12 protein-coding genes are annotated in these 18,344 nt (G+C 47.1%); 5 read left to right on the top strand and 7 right to left on the bottom strand.

Annotated elements, in window-relative coordinates:
• Nucleotides 1-12: 12 nt before the first annotated feature.
• Nucleotides 13-2,295, bottom strand: a complete 2,283-nt coding sequence (gene lptD, locus CWB98_RS08810) for an LPS assembly protein LptD (RefSeq protein WP_138544526.1) — start codon at nucleotides 2,293-2,295, stop codon at nucleotides 13-15.
• A gap of 97 nt (nucleotides 2,296-2,392) precedes the next feature.
• Here lptD and CWB98_RS08805 point away from each other — a divergent pair, with 97 nt between their 5' ends.
• Genes CWB98_RS08805 through djlA form a run of 3 tightly spaced genes read left to right on the top strand, consistent with a single transcriptional unit; the run spans nucleotide 2,393 to nucleotide 4,954 of the window.
• Nucleotides 2,393-3,421: an aminoglycoside phosphotransferase family protein gene (locus CWB98_RS08805; RefSeq protein ID WP_138544525.1), complete on the top strand. Its 1,029-nt coding sequence runs from the start codon at nucleotides 2,393-2,395 to the stop codon at nucleotides 3,419-3,421.
• On the top strand, nucleotides 3,418-4,095 hold the full coding sequence (gene murU, locus CWB98_RS08800) for an N-acetylmuramate alpha-1-phosphate uridylyltransferase MurU (protein WP_138544524.1): 678 nt from the start codon (nucleotides 3,418-3,420) through the stop codon (nucleotides 4,093-4,095). The genes CWB98_RS08805 and murU overlap by 4 nt, the downstream gene beginning before the upstream one ends.
• Nucleotides 4,085-4,954 carry a co-chaperone DjlA gene (gene djlA / locus CWB98_RS08795; RefSeq protein WP_138544523.1) on the top strand — a complete coding sequence of 290 codons (870 nt, stop codon included), beginning with the start codon at nucleotides 4,085-4,087 and terminating at the stop codon, nucleotides 4,952-4,954. The genes murU and djlA overlap by 11 nt, the downstream gene beginning before the upstream one ends.
• Before the next feature lie 88 nt (nucleotides 4,955-5,042).
• Here the strand turns inward: djlA and CWB98_RS08790 are convergent, their stop codons facing one another.
• Complete coding sequence (locus tag CWB98_RS08790; protein ID WP_138544522.1) at nucleotides 5,043-5,912, bottom strand: DUF3530 family protein; 870 nt, start codon at nucleotides 5,910-5,912, stop codon at nucleotides 5,043-5,045.
• 136 nt (nucleotides 5,913-6,048) lie between these two features.
• Between CWB98_RS08790 and CWB98_RS08785 the strand changes: the two genes are divergently transcribed.
• Complete coding sequence (locus CWB98_RS08785; RefSeq protein ID WP_432765881.1) at nucleotides 6,049-6,990, top strand: DUF368 domain-containing protein; 942 nt, start codon at nucleotides 6,049-6,051, stop codon at nucleotides 6,988-6,990.
• Nucleotides 6,991-7,211: 221 nt separating this feature from the next.
• The gene (gene nhaD, locus CWB98_RS08780) at nucleotides 7,212-8,669 is read left to right on the top strand and encodes a sodium:proton antiporter NhaD (RefSeq protein ID WP_171045615.1); all 1,458 of its coding nucleotides are present in this window, start codon (nucleotides 7,212-7,214) and stop codon (nucleotides 8,667-8,669) included.
• On the opposite strand, the gene CWB98_RS08775 is transcribed toward nhaD, so the two are convergent.
• The 5 genes from CWB98_RS08775 to CWB98_RS08755 all read right to left on the bottom strand — a co-directional run bounded on the left by CWB98_RS08775 (nucleotide 8,649) and on the right by CWB98_RS08755 (nucleotide 18,316).
• Nucleotides 8,649-9,659, bottom strand: coding sequence for an ATP-dependent 6-phosphofructokinase (locus CWB98_RS08775; RefSeq protein ID WP_138544521.1), 1,011 nt, complete (start codon nucleotides 9,657-9,659; stop codon nucleotides 8,649-8,651). The genes nhaD and CWB98_RS08775 overlap by 21 nt on opposite strands.
• Nucleotides 9,660-9,738: 79 nt before the next feature.
• Nucleotides 9,739-11,574: a choice-of-anchor I family protein gene (locus tag CWB98_RS08770; RefSeq protein ID WP_138544520.1), complete on the bottom strand. Its 1,836-nt coding sequence runs from the start codon at nucleotides 11,572-11,574 to the stop codon at nucleotides 9,739-9,741.
• Between the two features lie 141 nt (nucleotides 11,575-11,715).
• The gene (locus tag CWB98_RS08765; RefSeq protein ID WP_054014183.1) at nucleotides 11,716-12,108 is read right to left on the bottom strand and encodes an MmcQ/YjbR family DNA-binding protein; all 393 of its coding nucleotides are present in this window, start codon (nucleotides 12,106-12,108) and stop codon (nucleotides 11,716-11,718) included.
• 1,025 nt (nucleotides 12,109-13,133) lie between these two features.
• On the bottom strand, nucleotides 13,134-15,269 hold the full coding sequence (locus tag CWB98_RS08760; protein ID WP_432765880.1) for an EAL domain-containing protein: 2,136 nt from the start codon (nucleotides 15,267-15,269) through the stop codon (nucleotides 13,134-13,136).
• Between the two features lie 359 nt (nucleotides 15,270-15,628).
• Nucleotides 15,629-18,316 carry an insulinase family protein gene (locus CWB98_RS08755; RefSeq protein WP_138544518.1) on the bottom strand — a complete coding sequence of 896 codons (2,688 nt, stop codon included), beginning with the start codon at nucleotides 18,314-18,316 and terminating at the stop codon, nucleotides 15,629-15,631.
• Nucleotides 18,317-18,344 lie beyond the last annotated feature (28 nt).

Below are 18,344 nucleotides of genomic sequence, written 5' to 3'. Positions count from 1 at the left end.
GAGTCTTTGTTGTTAATTATTTAAAAAGAACGGTCTGCGGTAACCAAAGATACCCGAACGTAGTAACTGGCTAGCATCATATCTTGATTTGCTGCCTAACCCTTTTAACACAAAATTGATACCAAAGCTTGTGTCAAAAATGGCGTCATCACGCGATATCGTTTGATTGAGATCCGTTTGTATTTGGCGTTTACCTGTGATGCGTACCGCCCAGCAGCACGATTCGTACTGAAGCCCGGCAAACACTTCAACGCTTCGGCTTGCTGTCAGATCACGGTGATAGCTGGCAACCAGCTGCCAGTTTTCATCTATGGGTAAACTGCTAAACAGGCCGATTTGATCAATTTCATATCCTGAGACATCACTGGCATAGTGATGGTTCAATTGAACCAATTTTTTGTTACTGCCACGGTAATCCAGTGTCATGTGAGACTGGATCAGCTCTTTTTCATCGGCATCGTATTGCAGGCCAGCTGAAAAGTACCATCGGCGGTGCCAGTGCAGCATGCTTTCTGCAGCAAATAGCGCATTATAATTCTTGCTGCCAAATTCCTGATTATCCCGTGTGAGTGCATTTGTCTCCAGAGTTTGCTCGGTCGGTTTGGCCGAGTCACTTAGATAGAGGATCTGCCCCATGCTAAAGTTGAAACGCTCGCTATTGTTACTATCGAACAGGCGCGTGGTTGCCCCGAGGGTAAACTGGTTTGCCTGAGCGATAAAATCGACGCCTGAAAAGCGTTGTTCACGGAATAGTCCAAAGAAGTCGTCCTGCATTTTAATCGTGTCATACAAAGCGATACCAGACTGATCCTTTTTCGGAGTATACAAATACTGGATTTGAGGCTCCAGTGTTTGGGTACCCTGTTCAAGAATGAAGTTAGTTTGCCGCTCCAGATTAAGTTGACCATGCAGACGCAGTTTAGGCACAGTGCGGGACACGGATTTTTTGTACTGAGATTGCGCAAACGCGTCGTCTCCATCCTGCTCATAATAGGTATGCATCAGACCCAGGCTGGAGGCAAATGACCAGGCATAGGCATTGTAGTCATAGGACACACTGGGCTCCAGGTGTATTCGGGTTGCATCTGTGACAATTAATTCATCGTTTGTAAAATGACTAATTTGACCCGTCAGCCCCCAGTTAAACCCCTGGTAATTGTGTGTGACATTATTAATAGTAAGCTGTGGTAGCACAGCATACGACTCGGTGTGATTGCCCAGCACCTCAAAGTTCTGCACTTTCAGGTCAATGGCCCAATCATCTCCAAGGTAGCTGAGTTGCCCGGTACGATATAGCTGGGTGTCTGTCTCATTGGCATATTCAGAATCTAAATCTGAAATATAGGCATCATCACTGACATTGGTAATATCGACACTGGCTCGCCAATTTTCGTCAAAATAGCTGTTTTGCGTCCAGTTAACCAAATACCTTTCATCAAGCTGTTTCGCTGAATCATCCTGTTCTAAAAATTCGATGGCAAGCTGGCCCTGGTGTTGTCGGGTCAGATAACGAAACTCAGAAATGAGTTGCGTGCCTTTTTTCGACATATATCGCGGCGTAATGGTTGCATCGTAGTTTGGAGCCAGGTTTATGTAGTAGGGGATTGCAACACCCAGGCCGCGTTGACTCGAACTGCTAATAGTCGGCGTCAGTACACCAGACTTTCGGCGATCATCAATAGGGAAAGTGAAATATGGTACGTAGACTATTGGCGTATCGAGTATTTTCAGGATGGTGTTGTGCGTTTCTCCCCAGCCACTGTCGCGATTCATAACGATATTGCTGGCTTCGATTGACCAGAAGGGGGTTTCTCCCGGACAGGTGGTAAAGCTGGAATTAAGCAGATCAACCTGGTTGGTGGTCGCATGGAGTTTTTCTGCACTGCCATGGCCGTTTTGCTGAGTCAGCCAGTAATCGGCACCCAGCAGACTGAATTCATATTCTTTTAAATTGGCAAACATACCAGTACTGTTGACTAAGGTATACTCATCCTGAAAAACCAAAGGACCGGTGGCATTGAGTAGCCCCTGTTGTTTGTCTATCAGTGCCGCCTGAGCGGACAAGCTCATAACATTGGAGCTGATCACCACATTTCCGCTAAACTCTGCGCTGTCGGTACCTTGCAACTCAACATTATCAGACTGAATGTCGATGGCACCACTTGGTAAGTCAGCGATAGGTTGCCAGTTTTTAGGCTGAAAGTAGTCTTTACACTGAAGGCCATCAATGTTCGAATTAGCAAAAGTCGCTGTACTGATTAGGGGAAGCACGAAAAGGCCCCAAGCTTTGCTCATTTATCAACCTTGTTTGCCGAAATTCATTTTCAAGCCAGACATGATAAATGAAAAGCGTGTTAATTACAGTAGTTAAGAATAGGAAATAGTAAGAAAAATGACCCAAAACCTGTCACAAGAGGGTGTGTCACGAGCACAGGCCAGATCGGCTTTTTTACACAACTATTATAATGCTGTCCCGGAGCAGGTTACTGCCCTTGATGGCGACGCCAGTTTTCGCCGCTATTTTCGTATTATCCATGAAGATAGTCGGTTAATTTTATTGGATGTTGCCCCTGAAGTGGGAGACGTTCATGCATTTGTTGAATTGAATGCGTTGTTCAGAAAAGGTGCGGTGCGCGTGCCACACATCGTGGCTGCAGATGGCGCGCTTGGGTTTGTATTGCTGGAGGATTTGGGCACTGAGCATTTGGCTGACAGGCTGGGCGCACAGGATGATGACTTGGAGTACTATGAGACACTGATAGAGATGCTACCTGACATTGCCCGCCTTCCTGAAAGTCCCCATATGAAGCCATATGATGCCACATTCATTGATATGGAACTGGATATTTTTAGTGAGTGGCTACTTACTCACTGGCTTAATTATGAAGTTACCGAAAGTTGGCAGCGGCAGTGGCGCGCTTTGAAAAAGACGCTGATCTCAACCATGTTGGAGCAAGCTCAGGTCACTATGCACCGGGACTTTCACAGCCGAAACATCATGTGGCATCAGCAGCAGTGGGTGGTCATAGACTACCAGGATGCTGTGCAGGGTCCGGTTTGCTACGACGTAGTTTCGTTACTCAAAGATTGTTATCACACCCTGCCTGAAGAACAGTTCGAACACCTGCAACGCCATAGTTTCGATGTACTCAGCAAGGCGGGGCTAATAACTGACAGTAGCTATACAGACTATCAGCAACAACTGGCGCTGACCGGGTTACAGCGACATCTCAAAGCTGCTGGGATATTTGCGCGTCTGTATTTACGTGATGGCAAACCCGGTTACTTACGGAATATTCTGCCGACACTGCAATATATTTATGACGCAGCAAAATGTGTTGATACATTTCAGTGGCTTGCAACCTGTGTGCAATCCGAGATAATACCTTTGACAAAAGCAAAGCTGGAACCACTTAAATGAAAGCAATGATTTTGGCCGCGGGCCGGGGTAAGCGTATGATGCCACTGACGGCATTGATGCCAAAGCCTATGTTGGAGGTCGCGGGCAAGCCCTTACTTGAATACCACGTGATACGCCTGGCGCAGGCTGGGATCAGGAGTATTGTGATAAACCTGGCCTGGCAAGGTGACAAGGTACGCGAATATTTTGGTGATGGCAGTGCTTATGGTGTATCCATTCAATATTCACAAGAGCCCGAGGGGGGGCTGGAAACCGCAGGCGGTATCGTACGGGCTTTACCATTATTATGTGAAGACGAAGATATATTCATCGTGATAAATGGTGATATTTTTACAGACTATGCTGTGCATGACTTGTCTCGTCTGCACTTATTACCTGGCGAGGCGCACCTGGTGTTAGTGGAAAATCCACCTCACAACCCACAAGGAGACTTTCCTCTCGCCCACCAAAACACCAACGCACAGACGTACACGTTTGCAGGCATTGGATTGTATCACAAAGACTTTTTCAGTGGTGTAAAGGAACATTTTTTAGCTCTGGGCCCAATGCTCCGAGAGGGGATGGCGCAGGGCCAGGTCTCAACGGAGCTCTTTCTGGGACAGTGGCACGATATAGGTACTCCAGAGCGCTTAGCACAGATCAACAATGCAGTGGAGCAGGTGCATGTGGGGTAAGTTATTAGGCACAGGGTTCGGCTTTTTATTTGGCAAGTGGCTGGGTGCGATCCTGGGGTTTTATTTGGGTCATTTATTCGACAAAAGCCTCAGGCAGGATTTCGACAAGGTAGGCGGCTTTCAGGGGTTTTTGAATGGGGATGATCTCAGTGAGCGCCAGGCTTTGTTTTTCTCCAGCTGCTTTTCTGTGATGGGGCACATTGCTAAATCAAATGGCAGAGTCAGTGAGGTCCATATCCGTGCCGCGACCGCTTTTATGGATGAAATGGCGTTGGCTGGCGATGACCGACGTGAGGCACAGCATGCCTTCCGGGCCGGAAAGGACGCTGATTTTTCTATTAAAGACTCGGTTCGGGAAGTCAGAGAAGCCTTTGCCAGACGCTATGACCTGTTGCAGTTGTTTCTGGAAATCCAAATCCAAATGGCCTTTTCTGACGGACATGTCTCGGAGCAGGAACAGGTTCTGTTACGTGAGGTGAGTAAATATCTGGGGATTTCCCAGACTCAGTTTAGCTTTTTACTTAAGCGTTATCAGGCCGAATTCCGGTTTCGACAGCAGCGTGCTCAGTGGCAGTCTCTGCAACGTCAGAGTCAGGGGCAGCAAAGACAACACCGCAGCTCCTCCGGGGCAACTCAGCAGTCGATGGTATCTCGCAATGAGGCACTGGCAGTATTGGGGTTGAGCGATGGCGCATCGGACAAAGATATCAAGCGTGCCTATCGCAAGCTGATGGCACAACATCACCCTGACAAACTGGTTTCTCAAGGCCTGCCCCAGCATATGATGGAGGTTGCCAAGCGAAAAAGTCAAAGTATTCAGTCTGCCTATGAGCTGCTGAAACAAAAACGCAGCAGCTGATCGTAATTGTTAGGCAAAAGAGTCAAAGTATCATGACCAGTAGCAACCTATGAGCTGTTGAAACAAAAACGCAGCAGCTGAGTATAGGTTACAGGCGGCGTAAAAAGCCGGTTAGCTCTTTGCGCAGTCTCTGATGTTGCATTGGCTGGTGTTGTTCACCGAACAGCTCTCTCTGGCGATAGTCGAGTTTGCTGTTACGTCTGGCCCAGCGCCGGCGCTCATCAATGGTATCCAGCACCAGAGGACTGTCAAAAGTATAAAATACATCCAGCAGCGCGGGGGCAACCAAAGAAAGACTGGCGGGCAAATGACTGTTGCGTTGTGCATTGGCTAGTTGTGCGCTGACCGTGATCAGGGCGTCGACACGAATATTGGGCAGGGTCGCCAGGTATTCTGCAAAAAGCCCCGCACTGTTACCAAATGCCACAATCGCAATATGCTCTTGCTGGCGCAGTGCCAATGTTTTGTAGAGTGCTTCAAAGCGAGCAACTAACGCGGCTTTGTAATTGTCTAGCGCAAATTCACTGAGTATCGGTAGTGCTGTACTTTTTACTTCATTAGGTTCACTGTCCATGATGCCCTGTGTAATATCATTACCTTGGGTAAGGTCAGGAACGGGCAGTGTATAAGTATCGTACCCGTCATCTGTGAGTGTCTGGTGTAAGTAACTCAAACCATTGTTGTATAGAGGGCTTTGTTCAAGACCTGGTAGCAATACAATAATGCCGCGTTTTGGTGCCGCCATATATTCAGAAAACAACACCGCTATTTCCTGTTCTTCATCTTTGATAGTCAGCAACTTTTCGCTGCTAAGCCAGTAACGTAGGTCGCTGTCAAACACGGATGACTTACTGGGCGGTGGCTGGTGCTCGGCAGCGTTTGAAAACGTGCTGACAGCACTGATACAAAAGCTTGCTAACAGGCTGATTATGAGTGACAACAGGGAATATTTAAACATAGCTCATGCACTTTATGACTCTATTGCTTAGGTATCGGCTATTTATTGCAAAGCTTGAGAGTAATCTGTTTACTGCTATGTGCAGCGTCATAAAATTTCGGTAAACTCGTGCCGGAAAAAAACAATGGAGAGTGCTTTGAGCAATAAAACTGATACCAAACGTGACTTTATTTGGTTGTTTTTTAAAGGTGCCGGCATGGGGGCTGCCGATGTGGTGCCTGGCGTGTCTGGCGGAACCATCGCATTTATAACCGGTATTTATGCGCGTTTGCTTGGCGCTATCCAAAGTGTCAACCTGGACGCCATCAAAACGCTTCGCTCTGATGGATTGCAGGCAGCGTGGCGACATATCGATGGTACCTTTCTACTGGTGTTATTTGCGGGCCTGCTAACCAGTGCAGCTTCTTTGGCTAAGCTAATTACTTACTTGCTCGAGCATCACCAATTATTTGTCTGGTCTTTCTTTTTTGGTCTTATCATAGCGTCCTTTATTCATGTTGGTAAGCAGGTTACCCGTTGGGACTGGCGCACGGTGACAGCCTGTTTGGCTGGTGCAGCCATTGCTTATGTCATTACTTCTATGGCGCCCGCTGAGGCGGTGCCACAAACCTGGTACTATTTTGCGGCAGGCGCCATAGCTATTTGTGCGATGATTTTGCCGGGTATTTCAGGGAGTTTTATTCTGTTACTGTTGGGTATGTATGGTCATGTACTGAGCGCAGTCAATGAGGTTGAGGTAATCTTGATTGCCTTGTTCCTGGGTGGATGTGTAGTTGGTTTAATGGCGTTTTCGCGTTTATTATCATGGCTTTTAAGTCGTTTTGAGCAAGTGACGTTTGCACTGCTGTGTGGCTTTTTACTGGGGTCTTTGAACTTACTTTGGCCCTGGAAACAGGTGCTTACGACCTATACGAACTCCAAAGGGATTGAGAAACCTTTGACTCAGCAAAATGTACTGCCAGCAGAGTTCGCTCAACTTTCAGGTCAGGACCCTTATTTACTGGGGTGTGTGTTACTGGCAGTTGCTGGTTTAGTGTTGATCCTTGCCATTGAGTGGATCAGCAACCGAGATGCCTAGTCGACCTGTTCTTTCGGTCAACTGATAAAATTTCATCATGATATCATACGGGTGTGTGACGCTGTTCACGCACCCGTTTTTTGTTGTCTGCCGGGCGTTAATTAACTCAATCATGCGTGGGCTTTAGACTTGAGTCGAATGCAGGTCGTGTGAAAAATATGCTATCAAGTAGCCGCGCTAAAATTAACCACGTTTTAATCTCGTTTCGGACCTGATAACTCATGAAAAACTCGCTATATGTTCTGCTCGCCTTAGCTACTCTACTCTGCCACCCTGCAGCCATGTCGGCTGCGGCGAATCATGTTGCAACGCCTGTTGATCTTACCTCAGCCACGCTGGGCTGGTTCTGCATCGCCATTTTTGTACTGGCCTATATTTTGGTCATGCTGGAAGAAAAGCTCCACATGCGTAAGTCTAAGCCTGTGCTGGTTGCGGCAGGGGTGATCTGGATGATGATTGGCGGTTATTACGTCATGAATGATATCCCCGAACTGACAGAACATGCCTTTCGGCATAATTTACTTGAATTTTCTGAGTTAATGCTGTTTTTGTTGGTTGCGATGACTTACATCAATGCGATGGAAGAGCGGCGACTATTCGATGCCTTGCGCGTGTGGATGGTACGGCGGGGTTTTAACTTTCGCACATTGTTCTGGCTAAGTGGGTTTCTTGCGTTTGTCATTTCTCCGATTGCAGACAACCTGACAACGGCTTTGCTAATGTGTGCGGTGGCGATGAAAGTAGGCCAGGGTGATAAGGAGTTTATTAACCTTAGTTGTATCAATATCGTTGTGGCGGCAAATGCCGGGGGCGCTTTCAGTCCGTTTGGAGACATTACCACCTTGATGGTCTGGCAGGCTGGTATTGTCCACTTTGCTGAATTTTTCTCTTTATTTTTCCCTGCGCTGGCGAATTACCTGGTGCCGGCCGTCATTATGAGTTTGTTTGTGAAAAACAAAAAGCCAGCGGCCAGTGATGAAGAGATTGAGCTAAAGCGCGGGGCCCGACGAATTATGGTACTTTTCCTGATCACCATCGCTACCGCAGTCTCCTGTCATAGCTTACTACATTTGCCACCCGTGCTGGGCATGATGATGGGACTGGGATATCTGCAGTTCTTTGGCTATTTTTTGCGAACCACTTTGCCGAACTCACTTGACCGAAAGCGGGCTGAAGCAGAGCGGGCCGGCGATCAGGAGCGTCTCAGGGCGCTGGGCAATGTGGTACCATTCGATGTGTTCGCTAAGGTGTCACGGGCTGAATGGGATACCTTGCTGTTTTTCTATGGCATTGTAATGTGTGTAGGAGGACTGGGTTTTCTGGGTTACCTGAGTCTGATGTCGGAGCTGCTTTATGGTGGCTGGTCTGCCACGGCTGCCAATGTTTTCTTAGGAGTTGTGTCTGCGGTGATTGACAATATTCCGGTGATGTTTGCCGTGTTATCTATGCAGCCTGACATGTCGCATGGTCAATGGTTACTCATCACGCTAACTGCCGGGGTTGGCGGCAGTTTGCTTTCTATCGGCTCCGCGGCGGGGGTGGCCTTAATGGGACAGGCACGCGGTTATTATACCTTTTTTGGTCATTTAAAATGGACGCCTGTCATTGCGCTGGGATACGCCGCAAGTATTTTGGTTCATTTGTGGCTCAATGCCGAGCTATTTACGGTGTTTGGTTAGATACTCCGTTAAGATATCACTGTGTGCTTCAACCCAGCGGCCGTCAACCGGTTTGGCGGCGCTGATTGCATACGACAGGGGAACCTCCTGTATCTGGTTTCCTTGTTTCCCTATCATAACCCGGTCTCGGTTATTGGCGACGGCATGGACAGCCGCCAACCCTAACTCGGTAGCAAGTAACCTGTCTTCAGGAGCTGGGCTGCCACCACGCTGGATATGACCGAGCACACAGACTGCGCTATCAATACCTGCTTGCCCGGCCAGCTGTGTTTTCAGGGCTTCAGGGCCGCCCGGCCAGAGGTTTTCAGCTAACACAATGACAAAACTCTCATGATTGTGTTGCTGCTGAATCCGAATTTGATCAATCAATTGTGCCAGTTGTGGTGCGGTATGTGTGGGATCACAATTCTCGAACGACAAAATGGCTTCAGCCCCCGTCGCCAGTCCGACATTAAAAGCAATATGTCCGCTGTGTCTGCCCATCACTTCGACAATAAACACGCGTTCAAACGCGTTTGCGGTATCACGGATCTTGTCGATTGCATGAGTGGCGGTTGTGACAGCGGTGGCAAAGCCGATTGTGTTATCTGAGCCTGCCAGGTCATTATCTATGGTGCCGGGTAGCCCTATCACCTGTCCTTCCCAGTGTGTTTTTATTGCTTCGAGCCCATGGAAGGAGCCATCTCCACCAATCACTATTAGCGCATCAATTTGGTGTTTCCGGAGTGTATTGGCCGCTTGTTTTGGGCCGTCAGGGGTGCACATTGCGGGACAGCGAGCACTTTTTAACAGGGTTCCGCCAAACTGCAGGATGTTGCTAACATCACGGTGTGTCAGGGCTTGCCACTCATCGTTTAGCAGGCCATTGTAGCCATGGAAAAAGCCGATGCACTCATATTGATGGTGCTGACAACTATGTACTATGGCACGGACAGCGGCGTTCATACCGGGCGCATCGCCCCCGCTGGTGAGTAACGCAATTTTGGTCATTAAGATCCTTGTACTGTGACTGAACTATACACATAGATTAATGTACAGCACTGTGCCGTCACAGTACAAGATAAGGCATTTATTTCTGGGTGAGTGACCAGATGGCAATGCTGCCCGAAATTTCATTACCAACAATCAGTAAAGGTGTATTTATCGGGCTGTGTTCAGCACTGACAAAGACCATGCCTTCTGGTGCCAGATCGCCCGAGATGTCAGCGCCTTCTTCCAGTCCCCGGTTGATCAGGTAGGTGGTAAAGGTGACATTAAACGGATTGGTGATGTCATAGACTAAAATACTCCCCATACGCTCTAGTCCAATAAAGGCATAAGTGCGCTCACCTATCTGTCCCAAAGCCAGTGCTTCGGGCTCTGCGCCCTTAGCATCTGAGCGAGTGTCGCCTTCATTGGTATCTTCATCGTTATTAAACTGCTCACCGTGTAATGCGGTGGTGATCCGTACTATCTCGTCTCCCGAGTCGAATACGCGAGTACCGCGTTGATCCCAGATTGAGAAAGAACGAGCGCCGTAGGTATACAGACGCTCATACTGACCATCATTGTCCTCGTCGCCCATCACTGTGGTCACTTTCAGGCGACCCAGGTCATCGTTGTCGTTGTTAACGTCGGTAAAACTCGCAGCTAATGTCAGGTCTTTGGCGCGAATTTCATCCGTATAAGCCAGGCAACCATCGTCCTCATCAAAGTCTAATCCACCGTTAGCTGTACATTCAGCTTCACTGGCTGCCGGGAAGAAGTACTCTCGCCCGTCACCTTCGTTTGCGGTCACGATGAAGTTGGCACCCAGCCAATCGTAGGCGGCGATGGAGTCAGGCTGGTACATACCGTAGAGCCCCGGGTATTTACGCAGATTGATGCCTCCGTCTTTATCCGATGCATCCATGCTCCAGTTACCCCAGTCTTTATAACCTAACCCCTTTATAGTAAGTGAGTTGTCACTTAGGTCGACAATGGCGAGCGCATTGTTTTCTTGTAGCGAGACATAGGCATAACGGTTATCTTTGCTGACGGTGACATACTCTGGCTCGAGGTCCATCGCGACACTGGTGTTGATTTCTTGTCCTTTGATGGTGCGTCCGGTTGGGTTGGCGAAGACCACGCCTTGCGCCTGTAACTGAGCTTGCTGGTTGTTAAACGCTTCGAAACCCAGTAGTGTGGCCTGTTCGGCAACCTGACCGTCATTAATGTCAATAATGGCGATACTGCCTTGCGGATCCACACTGTAATCTCCAGCAGGCTCACCTTCGTTTGCGACGAGTATTTTGCTGCCATCCTGATTGAAGGTAACCATATCTGGCAGATAACCTACTTCAACGGTTTTCAGCAGCTGTGGTTGCTCAGCAGCGATATTATAGACCAGCACAAACCCTGTTTGACCCGTGGCGCGAGCCATCGCAACAGCGAGCATATCCCCATGGATTGCCAGACTGTTGGCGTCTGCGGCGACCACTTCATTAACAGCAATTGTCTGAGCGACATTCAGGTTGGTGTTTGTGACGACACCTTCATTGTTCTTAATCAGCTTTGCTGCATCAATTTGTGTAGTCGGGATCACCGCAATTTGCGGGTTATCGCCAGAGCTGTCCAAAGCGAAGATGCGTTGGCTGGGGGCATGATAAGCAACTATTTCGGCTGCACCCTCAGGGCTTTCTACATTGAGTACGGCACGACCAACTAACTGAGCAGACAGCGTACCAGTCATGGTTACGCCAGTCTCTCCTTGCTGACCCTGAGTACCTGTGTCGCCTTGTGGGCCTTTTTCTCCGGTCTCTCCCGTTTTACCGGCTTCGCCTTGTACACCTTGTTCGCCTTGCTTTCCTGCTTGTCCGTCATCGCCATCCAGGCTACACCCGCTTAGCAAGCCAAGCAGCGTTAAAGAGATCAGTGTTTTTTTCATTGTCTTTATTCTGAGTTGAGAAAATCACCGCAATTAAATCAGGGATAATTGACATCAGAATGACAATGGAGTGAATTTGGGGAAGGAAGTATAAAATGGCCCTCGCACTAAGTACGAGGGAAGCCAATCAAGACAGTCTCGTTAGGAGTTTGTGAGACGATCTAGCTCTGCGCGTTGTGCGCTGGGTAAGTTATCAACCACAATCTGATAAGAATCATCAATCATGCGTTTGATTTCTTCTTCCGGGATGCTGCCATCTAGTACGATGGTGTTCCATAATCGTTTATTCATGTGATAACCAGGAACAATAGATGCGTATTTGTCTCGCAACAATAGTGCTTCATCTGGATCACACTTTAGGTTAAGCCACCAAACTGGCTCACCATTCTCACCCATTTGACCTTCTTTCCCTTCATATAAGGTAGCAAACATCTTGTGCTGCACCTTGTAAACGTCCACGTCCTGTGCAAACGGTTTAGTGATAAAGGTCCCAGGCTTAGCCTGTAAATACTCATGTACGAATTTCTGATCCATAGCCCGTGTCCTTGAAATAACAAATTAAATTAACACAACATGGGGCTGATTTTAGCAGCTTTTGTGAGATTTCTGTAATTAGGAATAAGTAAAAACTATCAGTCAGTTAAGACCAAATAAGAATATACCTGAATAACCTTATCTAAGCTGCGCAACAATATCAGTATATTTCACTCTAAGAAGAAAAATACGTCTTAAACCGCACAGAGGTTAACCAGTCCATTTATCTTTACAGTTCCAATTTCAAATCTGCTCAAGGAGAAAGTATCTCCCGCTCTTTGACTGCTAACCACACCATGACCAAAATGACAAATGCCCACTTCATTAAACATTCACCAGGTTTACATGAGAGAAAACCCTCTTTAAAACTCAGCGAAAGTGCAATCAAATTGGCACGTATAAGCTTCCAATCCCGTTCGGCTTATCCTAAGTGTAGGAAAATCAAACTGGATCGCCAGCGAAAGTGACGGGTCATCAGGTCTGCCTAATACCTGACGCGTCACATGGCACGACTTATATCCGTGTCGCAGCAAATAATACCTTTTTAAAATAATAAGTTAGCATTTATTTGCGAATTTAGAGGTGAGTTAAAACATGCACCTAAGTTAGAAACCATCAGTTTCTGGGGACGTATTAAATTAAATAATGCAATATTTTGCAACAATTTCAGTGTTTTTGCGTGTTTTTTAAACTTAGGATACACTGCGCGGGAAAAAATCTACCCATTTACTTAACGTGGAACGCTGTGTTTCATGGTTTTATTATGAAATCACGGTGTCGGAGGCTGTGTGCTGGTGTTGTACTTTTTATTGATGTGTCTTGGGGCACTGCTGATGTTCAATGAACTGCGTTGTACCGGAGTTACAAGACGCTCCTGGGTATTTCTGGCGGCATTTGCGGGTCCTGTAGTGTGGATACTGTTTCGTACGCACTATCGCCTTGCATGGCTCAGACGAGTCGGAAGGGTGTACGCTGTGCTAAGAGCCTGAATCAGCAAAATGTGTGATTCTACTTTATCTGTAGTGTCAGTTAACTAACTGCAGGTTAGGCTTGTCGGTGAACTGGGATTTAAGAAACTGCTCGAATTCTGTTGCAGACAAAGGTTTTGCGTAATAGTAGCCTTGAATGGTCTGACAATTGAGGCGTTGCAGCTGTTGTAGTTGTTGTTCATGTTCAACACCTTCGGCGACCACATGCAGGCCCAGATTGTGGGCAATGGTCACAATCGAATCGACCATGTTGCAGCCACGCTCTGTGTTCATGTCATCAACGAAGGCTTTGTCTACTTTCAGAGTATTGAGTGGAAACTGTTTCAGATAAGCTAAAGAGGAATAGCCGGTGCCAAAGTCATCCATCGCCAGGTGGATGCCACGTGAACTCAATGAGCGCATAATTGAAATTGCTTCTTGTGGATCGTCCATAACCGTACCTTCGGTAATTTCTAGCTCAAGAAAATATGAAGGAAGTTGATTCTTTTGCAAGATGAGATCTATGCGTGCAGTCAGGTCAGGCAGACTAAACTGTCTGGCGGATAAATTGACAGCAACACGGCCATTAAACAATCCCTGGTCTACCCAGCGTTTGACATCTTTACAGGCCTTGTCCAGCACCACTTCGCCAATCTCGACAATTTGTCCTGTTTCCTCGGCAATCGGAATGAATAAACCCGGACTGATCACGCCTTTTTTGGGGGTAATGAAGCGCACCAATGCTTCCATGCCCACAAGTGCCCCGGTTGCAATGTCCATTTTGGGCTGATAATACACCACAAAATGATCCTCTTTTAATCCAAAGCGCATCAGATTCTCGATTTGCAGGCGCTTAACGGCCTGCTCATTCATTGAATCATTAAAGAACAGATAGTGATTGCCTTTTTGCTTGGCATGATACATGGCTGTATCAGCATTTTTCAGCAAAATTTCCGGTGTGCTGCCATCTTCTGGAAACAACACAATACCAACTGAGGAGGTGATCACCAGCTCATGATTGGCCATTTTAAATGGTGTTGCAATTACTGCCAGAAATTGTTTCGCGGCTTTAGTTATGGTGTGGATGTCGTTCGTGCCCGACATTACCAGGGCAAACTCATCACCGCCCAGACGGTAAAAGGTATCTTGCTGACGACATAGCTTATTGAGTCGCATGGCAAGCTTAGCAAGTAGACTGTCGCCCAGCTGGTGGCCAAGAGAGTCGTTTATTTTCTTAAAGTTATCCAAGTCAAATACCAGCAGGGCGTGGTCACGTTTCTGATCAACCAATTTCTTAAGGTTGGTAAAAAACAAATTCCTGTTTGGCAGGCCAGTTGTACGATCCCGGTTAGACAGGTTATGCAACTGCGACTCAGCTTTTTTTCGTTCAGTTAAATCTGAGAATACAACAACATAATTGGTAATGTGGCCGTGATTATTTTTTATCTCGTCAATTGATATTTCAATCGGCAGCATAGTGCCTGTCTGGTCATAGAGTTTTAGTTCTTCCTGCCAGTGTTCGCTCTTTTTTAATGCTGCTTTTATCTGACTGATAAACTGACCATCGTAGCCTGGTAGCTTAAACTCGGTATTTATATATTGTTCACGAACCCCACCAAATACCCGGATATAGCTTGGGTTCAAATCAACCAGACGAAAGTGATGATCGTAAATGGCAATGGCATCGGTCAGAGACTCGACGCATTTGGCAAACAGGTTCAGCCGCTCTTCTGTGCTTTTCAGGTGGTTTATATCACGAATTGTGCCTGTCATTCGCAGCGGGTTTAAGTTGTCGTCCTTTTCAATGATTTTGCCTTTATCCAATACCCAGTGATACTGATCCAGGCTGTTTCTGACGCGGTAGGTGGCTTCAAAAAAAGCCGTTTTTTCTGCAAAATGTAGTTTAAGTTGTTTTTCTACCAAGGGCAGGTCGAGTGGATGGATCAGGCTGGCGTTTGGAATGAAATTTTTGCCTGTAGCGGTATCCATCATGAACTTGTCGTTAATACGAACAATTTCACCGCTGTGGATGTTCCAGTCCCAAAGTGTGTCACCACTGCCTTCTACGGTACTTTTCAGGCGTTGCTCTGAGTGTCTGAGTGCATTCAGGGAGCGTTTTGCTTTGCGATTTGTAATCACCAGATAGCACAAGGTGATCGCGGTGACGAGTCCTACCACAATCGTTAGTGTCATCTGTGAATTTTGCATTACCCCTATAGACACAGGCGCACTTACTGCCTGCCAAGTCTGAAGCAACAAAATAGATGTAATTGTTTTTATAATTGTTGTTTTTTTCATAAGGCTTAAAGAGTCAATTACAATTGCTAATCTAATCTAAGCCCTGAGTAGAGTCAAAAAGAATGTCAGAAAAAATCCCTAATTTGGGACCTGTTGTTTCTGCTTGTTTAAATTCTATGCGGCAATGCGGGTCTTAAGCACAATAATGAGGTCAGTCTACCTCATTATTGTGTAGGTGTTTTCTTTTTGAAGAGCAAGCGTTTCAGAAGCGCCTGATATGAGTGGCGCCACCTAAACGGTGGCGCTGGTATGTGTTAGTTACATCTGAGCGTGATTTTTGCAAAGTCACTGGACACCAGCTGAACTATATATTTCCTCAGTACCTCAAAAGTCAGGTTATCGAGTGCTTCGATGAGCTTGTCCTGCATGGAGAAGGTATGATCATCGGTGCCAATGGCTATCCATAAACGCTGCGAGCGCAGCCTCAGGTTTTTGTCTTTCTCAGCGATTTGGGCGTGTAGTGCCGCCTTAACTTGTATCCACTGAGTGTCTTCATAACTATCCAGTTGTGCCAATAGATCGGTCAGATATTGATGATGACGTTGCAGTAGCGTTTTGCTGTCGTAATGAGAAGATTGCACATAAAACGCTATGCCCGCGCGGGTGTTAAACGGGGCATATCCTGCACCAACCAAATAGCCCAGCTGCTGCTGGGTGCGCAGTGACTCAAAGTAATCCTGGCTGACCAGTTGGTTGAAGGCCATAATTTTGACCTTATCATCGACGCAGCTGGTGGGGGCCTGTATATATTCGACAAAGGCGTGCTCAGCGCCAGGTTTTTCGATCTCTATTTGCTGATGCGACGAGATCAGGTTCAGCGGCTTTTTAAGGTCGTCCAGGATTTCACTGTAAGCAAACAGGGCATGGAGTTGCTTCTGCATATCCAGCGCATGATCAAGCTGCCAGTTGCCATGCATGAAGGCCTTGATGTGAATTGCTTTAAAAAAGTTATCACGGAACAGGCAAAACTCATTGAAACTGATATTTTTCAGGGCTTTGGCTAACTGATCCGGCGTTGGATTCCAGGGCATAAGGCGTGCACCAAGCAGGCTAAACAGCTCGCTGACAGGTTTGCTCTTGTTATGGTTTTTCCAGTGTCGAATCAGTTGCTTTTTATACTCTGCAAATCGGGTGGCGCTGATTGGTTGTTTGAGTAGTGCTTCGACCAGTTGCAGCACAAGCTTGAGCTGACTGGCGGATAAACCTGCCGTTTGCAGTGTCAAGCCACCCTGATGAGAACTTAGATGATAGCTCAGACCTGCCAACTCAGCGGCATAAAACTGCTCTGCCACACTGTCCATAAACAAGTCCGCAAACAGTCGGGTCATCGCCATGCTCTTATGGCTTTCAACCGAACACTGAGAATCTATTTCTAAATAAAAATGTCCCTTTGTAACACGAAAGCGCGTGTCCTGCTTAAACCAGAAGGCGAATCCGGGCCTGTCCGTTAGGAGTGTCGGCGTTTTTCGGCCGGGCTCAATATCATACAAGCGGTTCTCAAAAGCCAGATAGGGATTTGCAGCGGGTAAGCGCATTTCGGGTAGCGGAGTGGTAATTTGCTCAAGGGTTTGGAGCCACTCAATGTTAATTCGCTCGACCTGATAGGGCGTATTGTACCACTGTGCAACTTTGCGGGTGGCGTCATTCTCACAGGTAATGTCCGGGTGGATCAGGATCAAGCGCATATTATATGGAGAGAGCAGGCCCATGAGCTCTTCATGCAGCGCATGATTGAACGCACTCATGCAGTAATCACCGTACAAAATGTCATCTTCTTCATAATGATGCATATTAATACTGAGTGCACTAACCCAATCAAGCAGTTTACTTTGTTCCTGGTTTTCAAAAGCCAGTTCAAGCAGGCGTTTTTTGTCTTCGTATAGCGCCGGAAGTAGCGCGATTTGTTCACGGATAAGGCTGATATACTCAAACAACATCTCAACGATGTCTTCGTAGTATTCTATGCCATTGTCAGTCAATGCAAAGCTGATATTGAAATCTTTGAAGTTGCTGCCATCCACACCGCCACCGGCCGACAAAGCGTTGATCCAGCCATTTTTCTTTAAAATGGCGTACAGCGAACCATCCCCTTCGTAGCCCAACAAGTGAGCCAAAAAGCTCAGACTCTTAAACTTATAAAGCCTTTCGACATCCGGCATCGCAAAACTGACAATCAGTTTTTGCATATGCTTACGTGGCTCTATGTGAAGCAACAAGCCAAGATCTTGCTGACGATACAGTGGCACGTCAATGGCGGGTTTTGGCGCGTCGTGACCTGTTAATGGACTAAAGTAGAGATTGGCCAGTCGTGCCAGCTCTTCCAGAGGCTGAGGACCAGCGAGTACCAGGGTCATCCACTGTGCCTGATAATGTGCTGTGAAAAAGGATTCGATTTCTTGTTTAAACTCACCACTGTGGTCAGCCAAAGTGTTGTGATTCCCAACAGAAAACTTAGCAAAAGGGTGAGCCGGATTGACTGTTTCCTTGTGCACCTGAATGATCCGGCGGTTGTCGTCTTTGACTTTCAGATTGAACTCGGAATCGATGGCATTACGTTCATCCTGTAAAGCATCTTCAGCGAACAGCGGGGCATAAAAAAACTCGCTAAACCTGTGTAATGCCTGTTCAAACATGGCACAGCGACAATCGAAAAAATAACAGCTGTGCTCTGTGCCTGTCCATGCATTACTCTGTCCACCGGCCTGGCTGACAAACTGAGAGAATTCTCCTCTTGCTGGAAAGGTCTGGGTACCCAGGAATAACATATGCTCAACAAAGTGCGCCATGCCCTGACGGCTTTGGGGATCGTCAAAGTGACCAACATTAATGGCCAGTGACGCAGCGGCTTTGGTGCTTGATGTATCTTCTACCAGGAGTATTTTAAGACCATTGTCCAGTGTCAGGTGACGATAATTTCTTTTATCATTATTACTCAGTTTCAATTGTGTGCCGCCGATATAATGGTTAGAG

Origin of the sequence: Pseudoalteromonas rubra, assembly GCF_005887115.1 — a bacterium.
GTDB lineage: Bacteria > Pseudomonadota > Gammaproteobacteria > Enterobacterales > Alteromonadaceae > Pseudoalteromonas > Pseudoalteromonas rubra_F.
This window is presented reverse-complemented; position numbering and strand designations above follow the sequence as displayed.

Bases quoted from the DNA above. Each gene is read 5' to 3' on its own strand.
- murU (WP_138544524.1), top strand. From the start codon at position 3,418: ATGAAAGCAATGATTTTGGCCGCGGGCCGGGGTAAGCGTATGATGCCA.
- lptD (WP_138544526.1), bottom strand. From the start codon at position 2,295: ATGAGCAAAGCTTGGGGCCTTTTCGTGCTTCCCCTAATCAGTACAGCG.
- CWB98_RS08765 (WP_054014183.1), bottom strand. From the start codon at position 12,108: ATGGATCAGAAATTCGTACATGAGTATTTACAGGCTAAGCCTGGGACC.
- CWB98_RS08790 (WP_138544522.1), bottom strand. From the start codon at position 5,912: ATGTTTAAATATTCCCTGTTGTCACTCATAATCAGCCTGTTAGCAAGC.
- djlA (WP_138544523.1), top strand. From the start codon at position 4,085: ATGTGGGGTAAGTTATTAGGCACAGGGTTCGGCTTTTTATTTGGCAAG.
- CWB98_RS08770 (WP_138544520.1), bottom strand. From the start codon at position 11,574: ATGAAAAAAACACTGATCTCTTTAACGCTGCTTGGCTTGCTAAGCGGG.
- CWB98_RS08760 (WP_432765880.1), bottom strand. From the start codon at position 15,269: ATGACACTAACGATTGTGGTAGGACTCGTCACCGCGATCACCTTGTGC.
- CWB98_RS08805 (WP_138544525.1), top strand. From the start codon at position 2,393: ATGACCCAAAACCTGTCACAAGAGGGTGTGTCACGAGCACAGGCCAGA.
- nhaD (WP_171045615.1), top strand. From the start codon at position 7,212: ATGAAAAACTCGCTATATGTTCTGCTCGCCTTAGCTACTCTACTCTGC.
- CWB98_RS08775 (WP_138544521.1), bottom strand. From the start codon at position 9,659: ATGACCAAAATTGCGTTACTCACCAGCGGGGGCGATGCGCCCGGTATG.